The sequence below is a fragment of the Microvirga soli genome (genome assembly GCF_016734765.1).
Classification (GTDB): domain Bacteria; phylum Pseudomonadota; class Alphaproteobacteria; order Rhizobiales; family Beijerinckiaceae; genus Microvirga; species Microvirga soli.
In genome coordinates, this window is record NZ_JAERQE010000005.1 from 143,766 (window position 1) to 157,827 (window position 14,062).

At 64.6% G+C, this 14,062-nt stretch carries 17 protein-coding genes; 8 read left to right on the top strand and 9 right to left on the bottom strand.

Annotation, left to right across the window (positions count from 1 at the left end):
• Positions 1-32 precede the first annotated feature (32 nt).
• From moaA to JKL45_RS07405, 3 genes are all read left to right on the top strand, one after another.
• The gene (moaA, locus tag JKL45_RS07395; RefSeq protein WP_201860518.1) at positions 33-1,070 is read left to right on the top strand and encodes a GTP 3',8-cyclase MoaA; all 1,038 of its coding nucleotides are present in this window, start codon (positions 33-35) and stop codon (positions 1,068-1,070) included.
• 101 nt (positions 1,071-1,171) lie between these two features.
• A complete protein-coding gene (locus JKL45_RS07400) occupies positions 1,172-1,972 on the top strand; it encodes an ABC transporter substrate-binding protein (protein ID WP_201860470.1) in 801 nt (266 codons plus the stop codon).
• 12 nt (positions 1,973-1,984) lie between these two features.
• A complete protein-coding gene (locus JKL45_RS07405; protein WP_281401739.1) occupies positions 1,985-2,899 on the top strand; it encodes an NAD(P)-dependent oxidoreductase in 915 nt (304 codons plus the stop codon).
• Between the two features lie 66 nt (positions 2,900-2,965).
• Here JKL45_RS07405 and JKL45_RS07410 read toward each other — a convergent pair whose 3' ends face one another.
• The 8 genes from JKL45_RS07410 to cobT all read right to left on the bottom strand — a co-directional run bounded on the left by JKL45_RS07410 (position 2,966) and on the right by cobT (position 9,506).
• Complete coding sequence (locus tag JKL45_RS07410; RefSeq protein WP_201860472.1) at positions 2,966-5,398, bottom strand: caspase family protein; 2,433 nt, start codon at positions 5,396-5,398, stop codon at positions 2,966-2,968.
• A 104-nt stretch (positions 5,399-5,502) separates the two neighbouring features.
• Positions 5,503-5,709, bottom strand: a complete 207-nt coding sequence (locus JKL45_RS07415) for a hypothetical protein (RefSeq protein ID WP_196264270.1) — start codon at positions 5,707-5,709, stop codon at positions 5,503-5,505.
• A 10-nt stretch (positions 5,710-5,719) separates the two neighbouring features.
• Positions 5,720-6,511 (bottom strand): enoyl-CoA hydratase-related protein, encoded by a 792-nt coding sequence (locus JKL45_RS07420; RefSeq protein ID WP_201860473.1) that lies wholly within the window; start codon positions 6,509-6,511, stop codon positions 5,720-5,722.
• 98 nt (positions 6,512-6,609) lie between these two features.
• Positions 6,610-6,831: a hypothetical protein gene (locus tag JKL45_RS07425; RefSeq protein WP_201860474.1), complete on the bottom strand. Its 222-nt coding sequence runs from the start codon at positions 6,829-6,831 to the stop codon at positions 6,610-6,612.
• 59 nt (positions 6,832-6,890) lie between these two features.
• The gene (locus JKL45_RS07430; RefSeq protein WP_201860475.1) at positions 6,891-7,157 is read right to left on the bottom strand and encodes a hypothetical protein; all 267 of its coding nucleotides are present in this window, start codon (positions 7,155-7,157) and stop codon (positions 6,891-6,893) included.
• A gap of 117 nt (positions 7,158-7,274) precedes the next feature.
• Positions 7,275-7,913, bottom strand: coding sequence for a uracil-DNA glycosylase family protein (locus tag JKL45_RS07435; protein WP_201860476.1), 639 nt, complete (start codon positions 7,911-7,913; stop codon positions 7,275-7,277).
• 67 nt (positions 7,914-7,980) lie between these two features.
• The gene (locus JKL45_RS07440; protein WP_201860477.1) at positions 7,981-8,400 is read right to left on the bottom strand and encodes a thermonuclease family protein; all 420 of its coding nucleotides are present in this window, start codon (positions 8,398-8,400) and stop codon (positions 7,981-7,983) included.
• Positions 8,401-8,480: 80 nt separating this feature from the next.
• Positions 8,481-9,506, bottom strand: coding sequence for a nicotinate-nucleotide--dimethylbenzimidazole phosphoribosyltransferase (gene cobT, locus JKL45_RS07445; RefSeq protein WP_201860478.1), 1,026 nt, complete (start codon positions 9,504-9,506; stop codon positions 8,481-8,483).
• Between the two features lie 77 nt (positions 9,507-9,583).
• On the opposite strand from cobT, the gene cobS reads away from it, so the two are divergent.
• From cobS to JKL45_RS07460, 3 genes are read left to right on the top strand one after another with little or no spacing between them, the layout of a single operon-like run.
• Positions 9,584-10,420 carry an adenosylcobinamide-GDP ribazoletransferase gene (cobS, locus tag JKL45_RS07450; RefSeq protein WP_201860479.1) on the top strand — a complete coding sequence of 279 codons (837 nt, stop codon included), beginning with the start codon at positions 9,584-9,586 and terminating at the stop codon, positions 10,418-10,420.
• Between the two features lie 15 nt (positions 10,421-10,435).
• Positions 10,436-10,651: a DUF1289 domain-containing protein gene (locus tag JKL45_RS07455; RefSeq protein WP_201860480.1), complete on the top strand. Its 216-nt coding sequence runs from the start codon at positions 10,436-10,438 to the stop codon at positions 10,649-10,651.
• Positions 10,651-11,355 (top strand): retropepsin-like aspartic protease family protein, encoded by a 705-nt coding sequence (locus tag JKL45_RS07460; protein ID WP_201860481.1) that lies wholly within the window; start codon positions 10,651-10,653, stop codon positions 11,353-11,355. Before JKL45_RS07455 ends, JKL45_RS07460 begins: the two co-directional genes overlap by 1 nt.
• A 50-nt stretch (positions 11,356-11,405) precedes the next feature.
• Here JKL45_RS07460 and dusA read toward each other — a convergent pair whose 3' ends face one another.
• Positions 11,406-12,401, bottom strand: coding sequence for a tRNA dihydrouridine(20/20a) synthase DusA (gene dusA / locus JKL45_RS07465; protein ID WP_201860482.1), 996 nt, complete (start codon positions 12,399-12,401; stop codon positions 11,406-11,408).
• 240 nt (positions 12,402-12,641) lie between these two features.
• Between dusA and JKL45_RS07470 the strand changes: the two genes are divergently transcribed.
• Positions 12,642-12,938 (top strand): hypothetical protein, encoded by a 297-nt coding sequence (locus tag JKL45_RS07470; RefSeq protein ID WP_201860483.1) that lies wholly within the window; start codon positions 12,642-12,644, stop codon positions 12,936-12,938.
• 396 nt (positions 12,939-13,334) lie between these two features.
• Positions 13,335-14,048 carry a DNA helicase gene (locus JKL45_RS07475; RefSeq protein ID WP_201860484.1) on the top strand — a complete coding sequence of 238 codons (714 nt, stop codon included), beginning with the start codon at positions 13,335-13,337 and terminating at the stop codon, positions 14,046-14,048.
• Positions 14,049-14,062 lie beyond the last annotated feature (14 nt).

Consider the following 14,062-nt stretch of genomic DNA (forward strand, 5'->3'; position numbering starts at 1 on the left):
GCAAGATTCCTGTGAGCGAGAGCGTTTCCACCATGAGAGCCATGTCGGCTCAGCTTGAGACTTCCGAGGCTGACCAATCTCTGATTGACCCGTTCGGCCGGGCCATCACGTATCTGCGCGTCTCGGTGACGGATCGCTGCGACTTCCGCTGCGTCTATTGCATGTCCGAGGACATGGCCTTCCTGCCCAAGCGCGACCTGCTGACCCTGGAGGAACTCGACCGGATCTGCTCGGCCTTCGTGGCCAAAGGCGTGCGCAAGCTGCGGATCACCGGCGGCGAGCCTCTGGTGCGCCGGGACATCATGACCCTGTTCGGCTCCCTCTCCCGCCACCTGGATTCGGGCGCCCTCGACGAGCTGACAGTCACCACCAACGGCTCGCAGCTCGCCCGCCACGCAAAGGATCTGGCGGCCTGCGGCGTCAGGCGCATCAACGTCTCCCTCGATACCCTCGACCCGGACAAGTTCCGGAGCATCACCCGCTGGGGCGATCTCGCCAAGGTGATGCACGGGCTCGATGCCGCTCAAGGAGCGGGCCTGAAGGTCAAAATCAACACCGTTGCGCTCAAGGGCGTCAACGAGGACGAACTGGAAGCCCTGCTCGAATGGGCGCATGGCCGCGGCATGGACCTGACCCTCATCGAGGTGATGCCGCTGGGCGAGATCGACGGGCAGCGCATCGACCAGTTCCTTCCGCTCTCCATGGTTCGGGCCCGCCTTGCAACGCGCTATACGCTGGAAGATCTGGACGACCGTACAGGTGGCCCAGCCCGGTACGTACGGGTGCAGGAAACAGGGGGGCGCCTCGGCTTCATCACGCCGATGACCCACAATTTCTGCGAAAGCTGCAACCGGGTGCGGGTGACCTGCACGGGTCAGCTCTTCATGTGCCTCGGCCAGGAAGATGCCGCCGACCTCCGGGCGCCCGTGCGTGCCTCCGAGAGCAACGAACTGCTCGACCGCGCCATCGTCGACGCGATCGCCCGCAAGCCCAAGGGCCACGACTTCATCATCGACCGGCGTCACTCCCGCCCGGCGCTCAGCCGCCACATGAGCGTCACGGGCGGCTGATCCGCATTTTTTACTGCTCCCGGTAAGTACTGAGACAGACTGTCATTTGACTGTGCAGTATTTTCAAGTGATATCGAGCCAGACCATTGGGCTGGGCTGCCGTGAACGTATCGGGTATTGGACGAAGACTGGCGATTGCCGCCGGGCTGCTGCTCGGGCTGGGCATGAGCCCATGCCTGTCGCAGGCACAAGCGCCCGCGCCGCAGCCTGTCATCCGGGTCGCCATCGAGGGCGCTTATCCGCCCTTCAACTTCATCGATCCCAACAACGAGCTGCAGGGCTTCGAGGTCGATCTGCTCAAGAGCCTCTGCGAGGCCATGCAGGCCCAGTGCGAACTCGTCCAACATGAATGGGACGGCATCATTCGCGGCCTCCTGGACCGGGAATACGACGCCGTCATGTCATCGGTGGAGATCACGGAACGGCGCGGAAAGCGGATCGCCTTCTCCGAACCATATTACCGCATTCCGGCGATCTTCATCGGCTCGAAGGAGACGGCTCCCGGCGAGATCTCGCCGGCCGCGCTCGCCGGCAAGACCATCGGCACCACGGACCGCAGCGACCATGAAACCTATCTGAGAGAGTTCTACAGGGACTCGCAGATCGAGGTCTATGCGAAGCCGGACGAAGCCAATCTCGACCTCCTGGTCGGGCGTCTCGATGCGGTCTTCGGGGACAAGCGCCTGCTGACCCGGTTTCTGGCAAGCCGCGAAGGCAGCTGCTGTCACATCCTGGGCGACACGCCCAAGGATCCGGCCTATCGGCATCAATCCTACGGCATCGGCCTGCGCAAGGAAGACGCGGCTTTGCGCGAGCGGTTCAACCGCGCCATTGCCGAGGTGCAGGCCAACGGCACCTATGACCGGATCCGGGCCAAATATTTTTCCTTCGATATCAAGTAGAGCCGTTTGACCCTGGCGCCCTCTCTTCCTAGAACCGGTAAGGTTTTCAGGGAGCGGACAATGGCGAAGGTTGCATTCCTCGGTCTTGGCGTGATGGGCTATCCCATGGCGCGCCACCTCAAGGACAAGGGCCACGAGGTGACGGTCTACAACCGCACGGGCCCCAAGGCGGACAAATGGGTTTCGGAGAACGGCGGACGCGCCGCCAGGACCCCGCGTGAGGCCGCCGAGGGCCAGGAGATCGTCTTCGCCTGCGTGGGCAATGACGACGACTTGCGCCAGGTGACGCTCGGAGACGATGGCGCCTTCCAGGGCATGGGCCGGGGCGCGATCTTCGTCGACCACACCACCGCGTCGGCAGAAGTGGCGCGCGAGCTTTACGCCGCCGCCCAGGAGAAGGGCTTCGCCTTCATCGACGCTCCGGTCTCGGGTGGCCAGGCTGGTGCGGAGAACGGCGTTCTCACCGTGATGTGCGGCGGCGACGCCGAGCCTTACGGGACAGCCGAGCCGGTGATCATGAGCTTTGCCCGCGCCTGCCGGCTGCTGGGCCCCACCGGCTCCGGCCAGCTCACCAAGATGATCAACCAGATCTGCATCGCCGGCCTCGTGCAGGGCCTGGCCGAAGGCATTCACTTCGGCAAGAAGGCCGGCCTCGACATCGAGGCGGTGCTGGAAGTGATCTCGAAGGGCGCCGCCGGCTCCTGGCAGATGGAGAACCGCGGCAAGACCATGAACCAGGGCAAGTTCGATTTCGGCTTCGCCGTCGACTGGATGCGCAAGGACCTGTCCATCGTACTGGGCGAGGCGCGCAAGAACGGCGCCAGCCTGCCGGTCACGGCCATCGTCGACCAGTTCTATGCGGAGGTCCAGAAGATGGGCGGTAAGCGGTGGGATACATCGAGCCTGATCGCCCGGCTCGACAAGTAAGCGGCAGAGTTATCCTTTCAAAGCAAAACGCCGGGGCCAAAAGCTCCGGCGTTTTGTTGTCCAGGATCAGCGCTCCTGCGGACAGGGACGTCCGGGCAGGCAGCGCTGGGCGCGGCCCTCGCCACCCTGCCGCCTTTGTCCCTCGAAGGAAGGCCGTTCGCGCGAGGGCCTGTCCATGTCCCGTCCCGGGCGCGGCTGGTCGAAAGCTCTTGGCGGCTCGCGATTAGCCCGCTCCACCCGGGCGGGAGCCTCCATGCGCGGCCTCGGCTGGAACGCGGGCGCCTCCGGCCGTTCGAACCGGCGTGGTGGGGGGCGCTCCTCGAAGAGCGGGCGGGGGCGCCTCTCGGCGCGCTCAATCTCCCGCGGCGCGACATCACGGGACGGACGGTCCGGGCGCATGTCATCCCGCAGGGCAGGCCTTGCCGGACGGATGGGCCTCTCGTCCTGGTCCGGCCTTTCAATGCGCCGACGCGGCGCCTCATCGTCATCACGACGCGGGCGGCGTTCTTCGATCTGTGGCAGACCAATCACCGGCGCTCTATCAACCCGCTCCGGATCGGGCCTCCTGTCCGGCCGGATGTGCGGATCGCGGCGCTCGGGCTCGCGACCGGCCCTCTCTCTGTCCCGATCAGGACGCTCGCGCTCGATCTCGATCCGTGGCTGGTCCGGCCTCGGCCGACGCTGCAGGATCTCATCCGCATCGAGCCTCGGGTCACGCGGACGTGCCGCGTCGCGCGTGGGAGCATCAGGTCGAGCCTCACCCCTGTCGCGATCCTGCTCGACAGCGCGTGGGCTGCGCTCCCGGTCGGGCCGCTCCCTTGGCTCAGCTGCGTTGGGGCGAACTGCGCGCGGACGCTCCTCCTGCTCGCCGATGAGCGGGATCCGGCGCGAGGGGATGCGGTCCGGCTGCATGCGCGGACGCTCGCCGGAGCGCACATCCCTGCCCTCACGAGGCTCCCTCGGGCCGACCGAAACCGGGATCGGCTCGATAGGCGCGACAAGACCGGGCTGCCTCGGCACGCGGGGCTCCTCGGCGCGCAGGTTGCGGCGCGGTCGCGGCAGGGGCTCATCGCTGCGGTCGAAGACGTAAGGAGCCCGCACGGGAATGGCGACAGGCCCCCTCGGGGTTCTCGGAGCGATCGGCTGGTAGAAGTAGCGGGGCGGACGCGCCCGGTACGGCACCGGGATCGCATACGGGATCGGCAGGATGCCGGCCATGATCGGCGGCGGCGGCGGCTCGCGGATGATGGTGATGAAGTCCTCGTCGTCCTCGTCCCATCGCGGCAGGAGATAGGCCGGCATACGCGGCGGCGGCACGTCGCGGATGATGGTCACCACCTCGACGACCTCGATCCGCTCCACCCCTGGCAGCGGCGGAGGCATGTCGTCGTAGATCACTTCCTCGAAGACGGCCGGCGGAGCATAGGGGGCCGAGAGGCGCGCGAGCCTGCGCCGGCAATCCGGCGCGTGCGGACCGTTGGGATAGGCACGAAGATAGGTCCAGTAGGCCTCGCGCGTGTTGCGTGTGACGGTGCGGCGCCACACGGCAGCCTCGCGGCGGGCGGCGAGAAGCGCCGTCACGCGCCGGGAGAGGCGATGGTCGGGGTAGCGGCGCAGGAAAGCCTGATAATCCTGGATCGTGTCACGCTCGACCGCGATGGCATAAGCCTCCTCGGCGGGCACCTCCTCAATGCGCCGAACCTCACGAACAAGAGGCGTGGCAGCGGCCTCAGCCCGCTCGAAGAAGACGAAGGAGGCATCACCGAGATTGGCCGAATGCCAGGGGATCTGCAGGCCGTTCGTGGTCTCGTGCACCCGCAGGCGCGTGCGGGCGAAAACCTCATCCAGGGGCAAGCCCGGCTGGCGGATCATTTCCGCAAGCGCCGTGGCGTAGGGGCCGTAAGGGCCCGATCCGTCCGTGGCGACGATGTTGGGCGCCGAGGAGAAGGCCATCAGGAAGCCTGAGGGCGGCTCCACCAGGGCCAGCCCCTTGGCGATGGGCTCGCCCGTGGCGCCAAGAGAATACTCGCGGGCCATGTCGGCGACGACCACCCTCACCCTGGCCGGGCTCCGCTCAAGGGAGCGGACGAGGTCGGAGAGCCGAAAGCCCTCGATGGCGATGTCCGCGTCACGCTGGATGCGGGCATCGACCGGCAGCAGATAATTGTCGCCTTCGAGCTGGACCCCGTGCCCGGCCAGATAGACCATCACCGTGGAGCCGGGCTCAAGGCCCTCGACCTTGTCGAGAAAGTCCCGCACGAGGCTGCGCAGGTCGTTGGCGTTGAGATCGCGGCCCTGCACGACCTCGAACCCGGCGCTTGTCAGGGTCTGGGCGATCAGGCCCGCATCATTCGCGGCCGTTGCAAGATTGCGCCCCTCATAGGCGCCCTGCCCGACCAAAAGGGCAAGACGATCCTGCGCCAGAGCGGCGGAGGCCTGACTCAGGGCAGCCGCCAGGATGAAGGCAGCAAAAACGATAGCACGTTTCAGGGAAAGCACGGTTTGAGGCCCCTCTGCGACCCCCTTTTTGCGGGATCATGCCAGGAGGATAAGCCCAAGGCGGTTGAATGTCCTGTGAACAAACCGGGACAATCGGCAGGGCGTCAGCGCCGTGTCATCGTGAGATAGACCACGAAGGCCCCGATGGCGATTGCCAAGCCCATGATCACCATCTGTCGGGTCTCGCCGGTGAGGGCCGCATCCCGGTACATCTGCGAGAGCCGCTCGGCGCGCTCAGGGTCGCGAGACACGAACAGGCCGATCACGATGCTCAGGGTGGCAAGGCCAAGGATCCAGTAAGTGGGGCGCATGGCTCTTTCCTCAGCGTCCCTGGAACCGGGGCGCACGCTTCTCGCGGAAGGCCGCGACGCCCTCCATGAAGTCGTCGCTGGACCCGGCTTCACTCTGCAGCTTCGCCTCGAGCTTGAGCTGCGCTTCGAGATCGTTCGAAAGGCTCTGCGCCACCGCCTGCTTGGTGAGGCGGTAGGAGAGCCCCGGCCCGGCCGCGAGCTTTGACGCGAAGGCCGCCACATCGACCGCGAAGTTAGTGTCTTCGAACAACTTGTAGACGAGGCCCATGCGCTGCGCCTCCTCGGCGGGGACGGATTCCGCGCTGAGCATGAGGGCGAGCGCGAGCTTGGGGCCGATCAGGCGCGGCAGGATCCAAGTGCCTCCGGCATCGGGGATCAGGCCGATCTTGGCGAAAGCCTCCTGCAGATAGGCGGAGCGGGCCGCCACGACGATGTCGCAGGCGAGCGCGATGTTCATGGAAGCCCCGACGGCCGGGCCGTTGAGGGCGGCAATGACGGGCTTGGGATAGTTGGAGAGCCTTAGGATCAACGGGTTATAGTCCCGCTCCAGAGCCGGCCCGAGATCGAGACGCCCTTGCTCGTCGCGCTTGAGGTCGACCGTCAGGTCCTGGCCCGAGGAAAAGGCGCGCCCCTCGCCTGTCAGCACCACCACGCGCACGTTCTCGTCGCGCTCGCACTGATCGAGCGCGTCGCGCAGCTCGGCATGCATGGTGGCGTTGAACGCGTTCATCTTGTCGGGCCGCGCAAGCGTGATCGTCGCGACCGGTCCGTCGACGGTGCAGCGCAGGGTCGTCGGGCTCATCTATCCAAGCTCCTTATCGTCGCGCTTGAACATAGAGCACCGGCCCCAAAAGTGGACACCACTTTTGAGACCCAGACCAGTTCAGATTGTGGAGTGATCTAGAAAACGGACGACTGCAGGGTCTCGGCCCGAGCCGTCAGGTCGCTCTCCAGAGCTGCGCGGGTGTAGGTCTCCCCGATTCTCTGGATCTCGTAACGGGGCTCTTCGCCGCCGGACGGCAGCAGCTTGGTGACGACGAAGTCGCCGGTCCATGAGGGACTCATGAGGCGCTTGCCCGTGAACGTCACTTGCTGGCCACGGGCATAAAGATAATCGGACAAGGAAGGTCTCCTTCAGAGAGCGGAATCGGGCGCGATGCAGCGGCAGCCGACGGGACTTACTACTGCCTGAACAGGCGAGGCTGCTCGTTCCGGTGCCGGGCCCTGCGTGGCAGGTTCATCCAGGGAACGAGGTTGAGATCTGCCGGATCGTCCATGTCGGGGGAGTCCAGCAAGCCGGAAACCTCCGCCTCCCGAAAAACCCCGATCGGCGATGCCATCGGGCTGAACTCATCCTCACCGGTCACGCCATCATAAGGGCAGACCGTCGAGCGGATGAGGCGTCCGTCAAAGAAATGGCTACTTTGATGGAAAGGAACATATGTCATGGAATTACCTGATTGTATCAAGTAAACACCCCGCAAGACTAATCGTTCCACATGTGACTTTAATTACTATTATTATTCTTCATTAGACCAACGTATATTCCAGTATCTCTAAATTTTTTACTCTCCGCCGTCTCGAAGCAATTCACGGACTTCCCTCTGCAGTGTCGGCAGCAATTCGGCCTGAAACCAGGGGTTTTTCTTAAGCCAGCCGTTATTGCGCCAGGAGGGATGCGGCAGGGGCAGGATACGGGGCTTTTGCGGGCTGCCAAGAATATCGCGCCAGCGCCTCACCGTCTCAGTGAGACCATCCTTGAAGTCGTCGCCCATATGCCAAGCCTGCGCGTACTGGCCGATCAGCAGGACGAGTTCGAGATTGGGCAGGGCCTGGAACAGGGGCTGGCGCCAGGCTTCGGCGCATTCCCGGCGCGGCCCGAGATCGCCACCCTTCGCATCCTGACCTGGAAAGCAGGAGCCCATGGGCACGATGGCAACCTTGGAGGCGTCATAGAAGGTGGGCTCGTCCATGCCGAGCCAGTCGCGCAGCCGGGTGCCTGAACGGTCAGCAAAGGGGATGCCGCTGGCATGGGCCCGGGTGCCCGGCGCCTGGCTGGCGATGCACAGGCGCGCGGTGGCGCTGCCCTGGAGGATCGGGCGCGGCTCGTGCGGCATGGCCGTGCCATAGCGCGGCGCATCGCGGCAGATGCGGCAGGCCCGCAATTGCGCGGCGAGATCGTCGAAGTTCGGCGGAGGATTCATTCCTGATGAAATGGGAATTCCAGCACAGGTCTTGGAGACACTGCCCGCGGGACATGACGTCGCTCTTTTACGAATGCTCCCGGCGCCAATCCTGAGGCCGCTCGAACTCGCCTTCCCAGAGCCCAACTCCGCGCTCCTGGGCACGGGCTTCCTCGGCGTCGTAATCGCGTCCGTAGGAAACCGCCCATCCGCTCTCCACCATATGGGTGCCGATGTCGGTGCCGTTAACGGTGCACCGGGCGAGGATGCGCTGATAGCGGTCTCGTCCGGCGGCGCGGCAGCGGACATTGTTAGCTGACACGAGATCGATCAGCGCCCGCCGGGCCGTCTCTCCGCAGGCATAAGAGCGGCCGGCCCGGGAGCAGCGCTGCTCCATCTCGGGAGCGTCGATGCCCTTGAGGCGGATGCGGGCCTCGCCGATGCGGATCGTGTCGCCATCGGTGACCTGCGCCCTGCCCTCCAGCGAGCGCCCGCCCGGTTTCAGCACGAGCCCGGCTCCGCCCGCGAGCGCCAGCGCAACGATGAGCGAGGTGATGCCGTTCCGCCCGGAGCGGCGGCGTCGGAACCTTACGACAGGCGCTCGGACACTCCCGCCTGCCCGAAGGTGGCCATGTCGCGATGAACCGCAGCGGCCGCCTTCACGAGGCCGGTGGCCAAAGCCGCGCCGGAGCCTTCGCCGAGGCGCATGCCCAGCGCCAGTAGTGGGATCTTGCCGAGGCGGGCGAGCACGTCCTGATGCGCGCCTTCGGCGCTCAAATGACCTGCAATGCAGTGATCGATGGTCGAGGGATGGATGGCGTGGAGAACGGCCGCGGCGGCGGTCGCCACATAGCCGTCGAGCACAACCGGAATCCGCTGCAGCCGCGCAGCCAGGATTGCGCCCGCCATGGCAGCGATCTCGCGTCCGCCGACGCGGCGCAGCATCTCGAGCGGGTCCTTCAGGTTTTCGCCATGGTGAGCGATGGCCGCCTCGACAGCCGCGACCTTGCGCTTCAGGCCCTCGTCATCCACGCCCGTGCCGCGCCCGACCCAGTGCTCGGCAGGTCCACCGTAAAGCGCCGTGTAGATCGTCGCCGCGACCGTGGTGTTGCCGATGCCCATCTCGCCGATGGCGAGAAGGTCGGTGCCGCCGGCAATCGCCTCCATACCGAATGCCATGGTGGCCACGCAGGATTTCTCGTCCATGGCGTCAGCCTCGGTGATGTCGCCGGTCGGCATGTCGATGGCGAGATCGAAGACCTTGAAGCCTAAGCCATAGGCCGCGCAGATCTGGTTGATGGCGGCACCGCCCGCGGCAAAATTCTCCAGCATCTGCCGGTTCACGTCCGACGGAAACGCCGACACGCCCTTGGCGGTCACGCCATGGCTTGCCGCGAACACGCAAACGAGCGGCCTGTCGACGCTGGGCGTGGGCTTCGCCTGCCAGGCGGCGAGCCACTCGGCGATCCGCTCCAGACGCCCCAGGCTGCCGGCCGGTTTGGTGAGCTGCCGGTCGCGCATCCGCACGGCCTCGACGGCGGCCTCGTCCGGACCCGGCATGGTCGTGATCAGGCGGCGGATATCGTCGAAAGGTGAGGACACGGCATCAGACATGGAGGGCTCCAGCCCATGGGGCATTGCAGAACGCGAAGAGGCGTGACCTATAACGGCCCATGCACGCGGGGTGAAGCATGTCGGAGCAAATTGAACCGGACGAGGTGGCGCCCGTGAGCGCGTGGCAGGCGGCTACCATCGACCTAGCCCATTGCGTTCGCTTCTATTCCCGCCTTCCGGTGCCAGCCCTGCCGTGGGAGCAGGACGCCCATGCGCCGCCGAGCTTTCCGCGCCTGCTGCGCATGATTCCCGTGGCGGGCCTCGTGCTCGGCCTCCTGCCGGCCACCGTGCTGGGGCTTGCCCTGCTCGTCGATCTCGGCCCCTGGCTTGCCGCGACCCTGTCGGTCGCCGCCATGGTGCTGACCACAGGCGCCCTGCACGAGGACGGCTTGGCCGATACCGCCGACAGCGTCGGGGGCACCACCCGCGAGAAGCGCCTTGAGATCATGCGCGACAGCCGGATCGGCTCCTTCGGCGCCTCGGCCCTGGTCCTCGCCCTCGCGCTTCGGATTGGCGCGCTGGCGGCCCTGGCTGCGCGGATCGATGGCGCTGCCGTCCTAGCGGCGATTCTTATTGTAGCCTCCCTGTCCCGCACGGCGGGCCTGATGCCCCTCGTTTTCCTGCCCCCGGCCCGCCTGGACGGGATGTCCCAAGCGGTCGGCAAGCCGGCGCGGAAGACCTTCTGGCGGGCGGGAGGAATCGCCGTCATCCTGGCGATTGTGCTCGGCGCGCTTGCCGATCTGCCGGCTGGCGGAATCGCCCTGATGCTGGCGCTTTCCGGCCTCTCCGGCCTTGCCCTGACCCGCTTCGCGAAGCGCTATCTCGGTGGGCAGACGGGAGACATCGCGGGCGCCGCCCAGCAGGTCGCCGAGGTCGCCGCGCTGATCGGCCTCTTGACCGTTCTCAAACCGTGACGACATGAGAAGCAGATGACCCGTGTTTCCAGCCCCTGCATCCGCGTCTGCACCCTCGATGCCGAGACGGGCCTCTGCGAAGGCTGCGGCCGTACGCGCGAGGAGATCACCCGCTGGTACCGCATCACGGAAGAGGAGCGTCAGCTGATCATGGCCGAGCTGCCGGAGCGGATGCGCCAAGCCTTCTCCCTCGAATCCCCCTTCGCGTCCGAACCGGGCAAGGCCGATTGATGCCGGGCATTCGCGGAGCGGGCCTGCTTCTCCTGATCGGCGCCCTTCTAGTGGGGCTCTTTGGCGAGGAGAATATCGGCGAGTTCTCCACCATGGAGGCGGCGGGTCTCATGGCCTTCGGCGGCCTCTCCCTCCTAATGGCCGCGTCCATCGTGGAAGGCTTTGGGCGGCATTGGACCTTTGGTGTGCAGTCCGTTGCCATCAGCGGCGGCATCCTCATCGCACTGCTCGTGACCTATGCCTCTCGTGAGGAACTGCAGACCGTGCTTGACCGCGCCATCGGCGACATCGCGGTCGGCCGCACCGTCACGACCCCCGAGGGCGAAGTGGTGGCCGCACGGCGGATGGACGGGAGCTTCATGGTGCAGGGAGAGGTGAACGGATTTGAAGCCCGGTTCATCTTCGACACGGGCGCCAGCACCGTGGTCCTGCGGGCGGAAAACGCTGCGGCACTGGGGTTCAAGCCGGAAACGCTGAACTACTCGGTCCCCGTCTCGACCGCCAATGGCGCAGCGCTGGCCGCTCCTGTGATCATCGAGAGCCTCACCGTCGGGACGATCACGGAGCGCAACGTCCGCGCGCTCATCGCCCGCACCGGCGTGCTCCATGCCAACCTGCTCGGCATGAGCTTTCTCGAGCGTTTGGGGTCGTACGAGGTGCGGGGCAACCGGCTGATCCTGCGGGGTAAGGAAAGCGCAGGCTGAAAACCTTGTCCTCCCGGATCGCCTGCGGCGTCCGGGAGGACCACCGGTCTTTACTCCGCAGCGGAGAGTACAGGCGTCGTCTCACGCGACACATGCGCCACCGCATCCCGCAGCGTCTGCAGGTTCGCTCCAGGCTTCACCGCCTCCGTCGCCAGATGGCGGCGATAGGCGCGCGCGCCGGGGCGGCCGGTGAAGAGGCCGAGCATGTGGCGGGTGATGTTGTGCAGGCGCTCGCCCTTGGCGAGATGCTCCGCAACGTAGGGCTCATAGGCCTCGACCGCCTCGAACCCGTCGGCGACGGGTGCGGCTTCGCCGTAAAGCTCGGGATCAACCGCGAGCAGGATCTCGGGCTCGTGATAGGCCACGCGACCGAGCATCACGCCGTCCACGTGCTTCAGGTGCTCATGCACCTCGGCAAAAGTCTTGATGCCGCCGTTAATGGCGATGGGCAGGTCCGGGCGGGCCTGCTTCAGGCGATAGGCCCTGGGGTAATCGAGGGGCGGAATGTCCCGGTTTTCCTTCGGCGACAGGCCCTGCAACCAAGCCTTGCGGGCATGGACCGTCAGCTCGTCACAACCGGCCGACACCACGCAATCCGTGAGACGGTTCAGGGCTTCTTCCGTGTCCTGATCGTCCACCCCGATCCGGCACTTCACGGTCACCGGCAGGGACACGACCGCCTTTATGGCCGCCACGCACTCGCCCACCAACGCTGGCTCCTGCATCAGGCAGGCCCCGAAGCGGCCGTTCTGCACCCGGTCGGAGGGGCAGCCCACATTCAAGTTGATCTCGTCATAGCCGAATTCGGCACAGATCCGGGCAGCCTCAGCCAGATCCTTCGGATCCGACCCGCCAAGCTGCACCGCCACCGGATGCTCCACGTCGCTGAACCCTAGCAGCCGCTCCCGCGGTCCATGAATGACCGCCCCGGTGGTGACCATCTCCGTATAAAGCCGCGCCCGGCGCGACAGGACGCGATGGAACGCCCGGCAGTGCCGGTCGGTCCAGTCCATCATGGGGGCCACGGTGAAAAACTTCTGTGTCATGCTCAGCAAAACAGTCGGGCAACGCTCGGGGATTGGCCCTTTCATATGGGGATGGCGGGCTCAAGGCAAATAGAGTTGGTTTCAGACATTAGGGGCATGTTCATGTCGATTTAACAATGTATTCACAAAGATGAATATACGTTCACAGATGAATAAACAAATATACACCGACCACGGAACCAGGGATCATAATATCCGTTCCTCACATCCAAGATATGCACTCTCAAAAGGAGCATAGACGTGAAGAAGACGCTTGGACTTTCTTGTGCCGCTGCCCTGTTCGCTGCTCTTCCGATGGCTAGCTATGCGCAATCCTCGAACACGAACAGCGCATCGCAGCATGCTCCCGGCCACCAGATGCAAAACAACACATCCAGCTCGACGACCAGCCCTGGCGCATCCAGCTACGCTCCTGGCCATAAGATGCAGAACGACACCACCGGATCGGTGACCGGTCAGGGTGCTTCGAGCTACGCCCCCGGCCAGCAAAAGAAGCTGCCGACGGATGCCACCGGCACCACGACGCAGCGCAAGTAAGCTGTTCTTTGCGGAGAGGCCACGCCTCTCCGCGCTCTGCCCCTGTATTAATGTATTGGTCAACCTGCAAATTACCGCAGCAACCTTGGCGCTAGATTAGGAATTGCTAAACGCCTTGAGTGGATCTGCTCTGGCTAGCCTTAATAAACACCTGTGTGTTTTAAATCAGCATCTGTCAGATGCAGCTTTGATTTCGCCTCTAAGATCATTGGCGGCACGGCCGCCCTACTTTCGTCCAGCGAGAATCAAGTATATCGTGCTCTCGGCTGGGCCCATGCCTCCCCCTCCACCGGGAAAGTACAATCCATACAGGGCTAAGACGATCATCGAACCGACTGTTCGAGCGCCAAGCACAAGGAGGGATTGCGCATATTGCTCGCAATGGGAGGTTTACCGATGAAGCTGTCTGCCCCTGTTTATCATTTGAAGCGCAAAGCAAAGCTCCTGTCACGGGACGAAGGGATTCCTCTGCACAAGGCGCTCAACCGGATAGCCATTGAAGAAGGCTACAATGCCTGGAGCCTGCTCGCGGCGAGACACTCCGCCGTCACACCCGCCAGCAAAGTTTTTGCGCAACTCACTCCTGGGGACCTTGTGCTTCTAGGCGCACGGCCGGGACAAGGCAAAACCTTGATGGGGCTTGGGCTCATTGTTGAGGCGATGAAGGCTGGCAATCGAGGCGTATTCTACACTCTGGAATACACGGAGAAGGATGTTCTGGACCGTTTCCGCGCCATTGGCGTGGACCCGGGCAAGTACGACAGCCTGTTCGAATTCGATTGCTCGGATGCTATCAATGCCGATTACATCATGCAGACGATGGCATCCGCCCCTCGCGGTACGATGGCGGTTGTGGACTACTTGCAGCTGCTCGATCAGAAACGCGAGAGCCCGGCATTGGCGGCTCAGGTCGCCGCACTCAAGTCATTCGCTCAGGCTCGCAAGGTGACCATTGTCTTCATCTCGCAGATCGACCGCTCGTATGATCCGCTACGGAAGCCGTTTCCTGATCTTCAGGACATCCGTTTGCCGAACCCTCTCGACCTGAATCTGTTCAGCAAGCTGTGCTTCTTGAACAATGGGGAGGTCCGCTTCCAAGCCATGAGCTAGAGCAGCCAACTCAT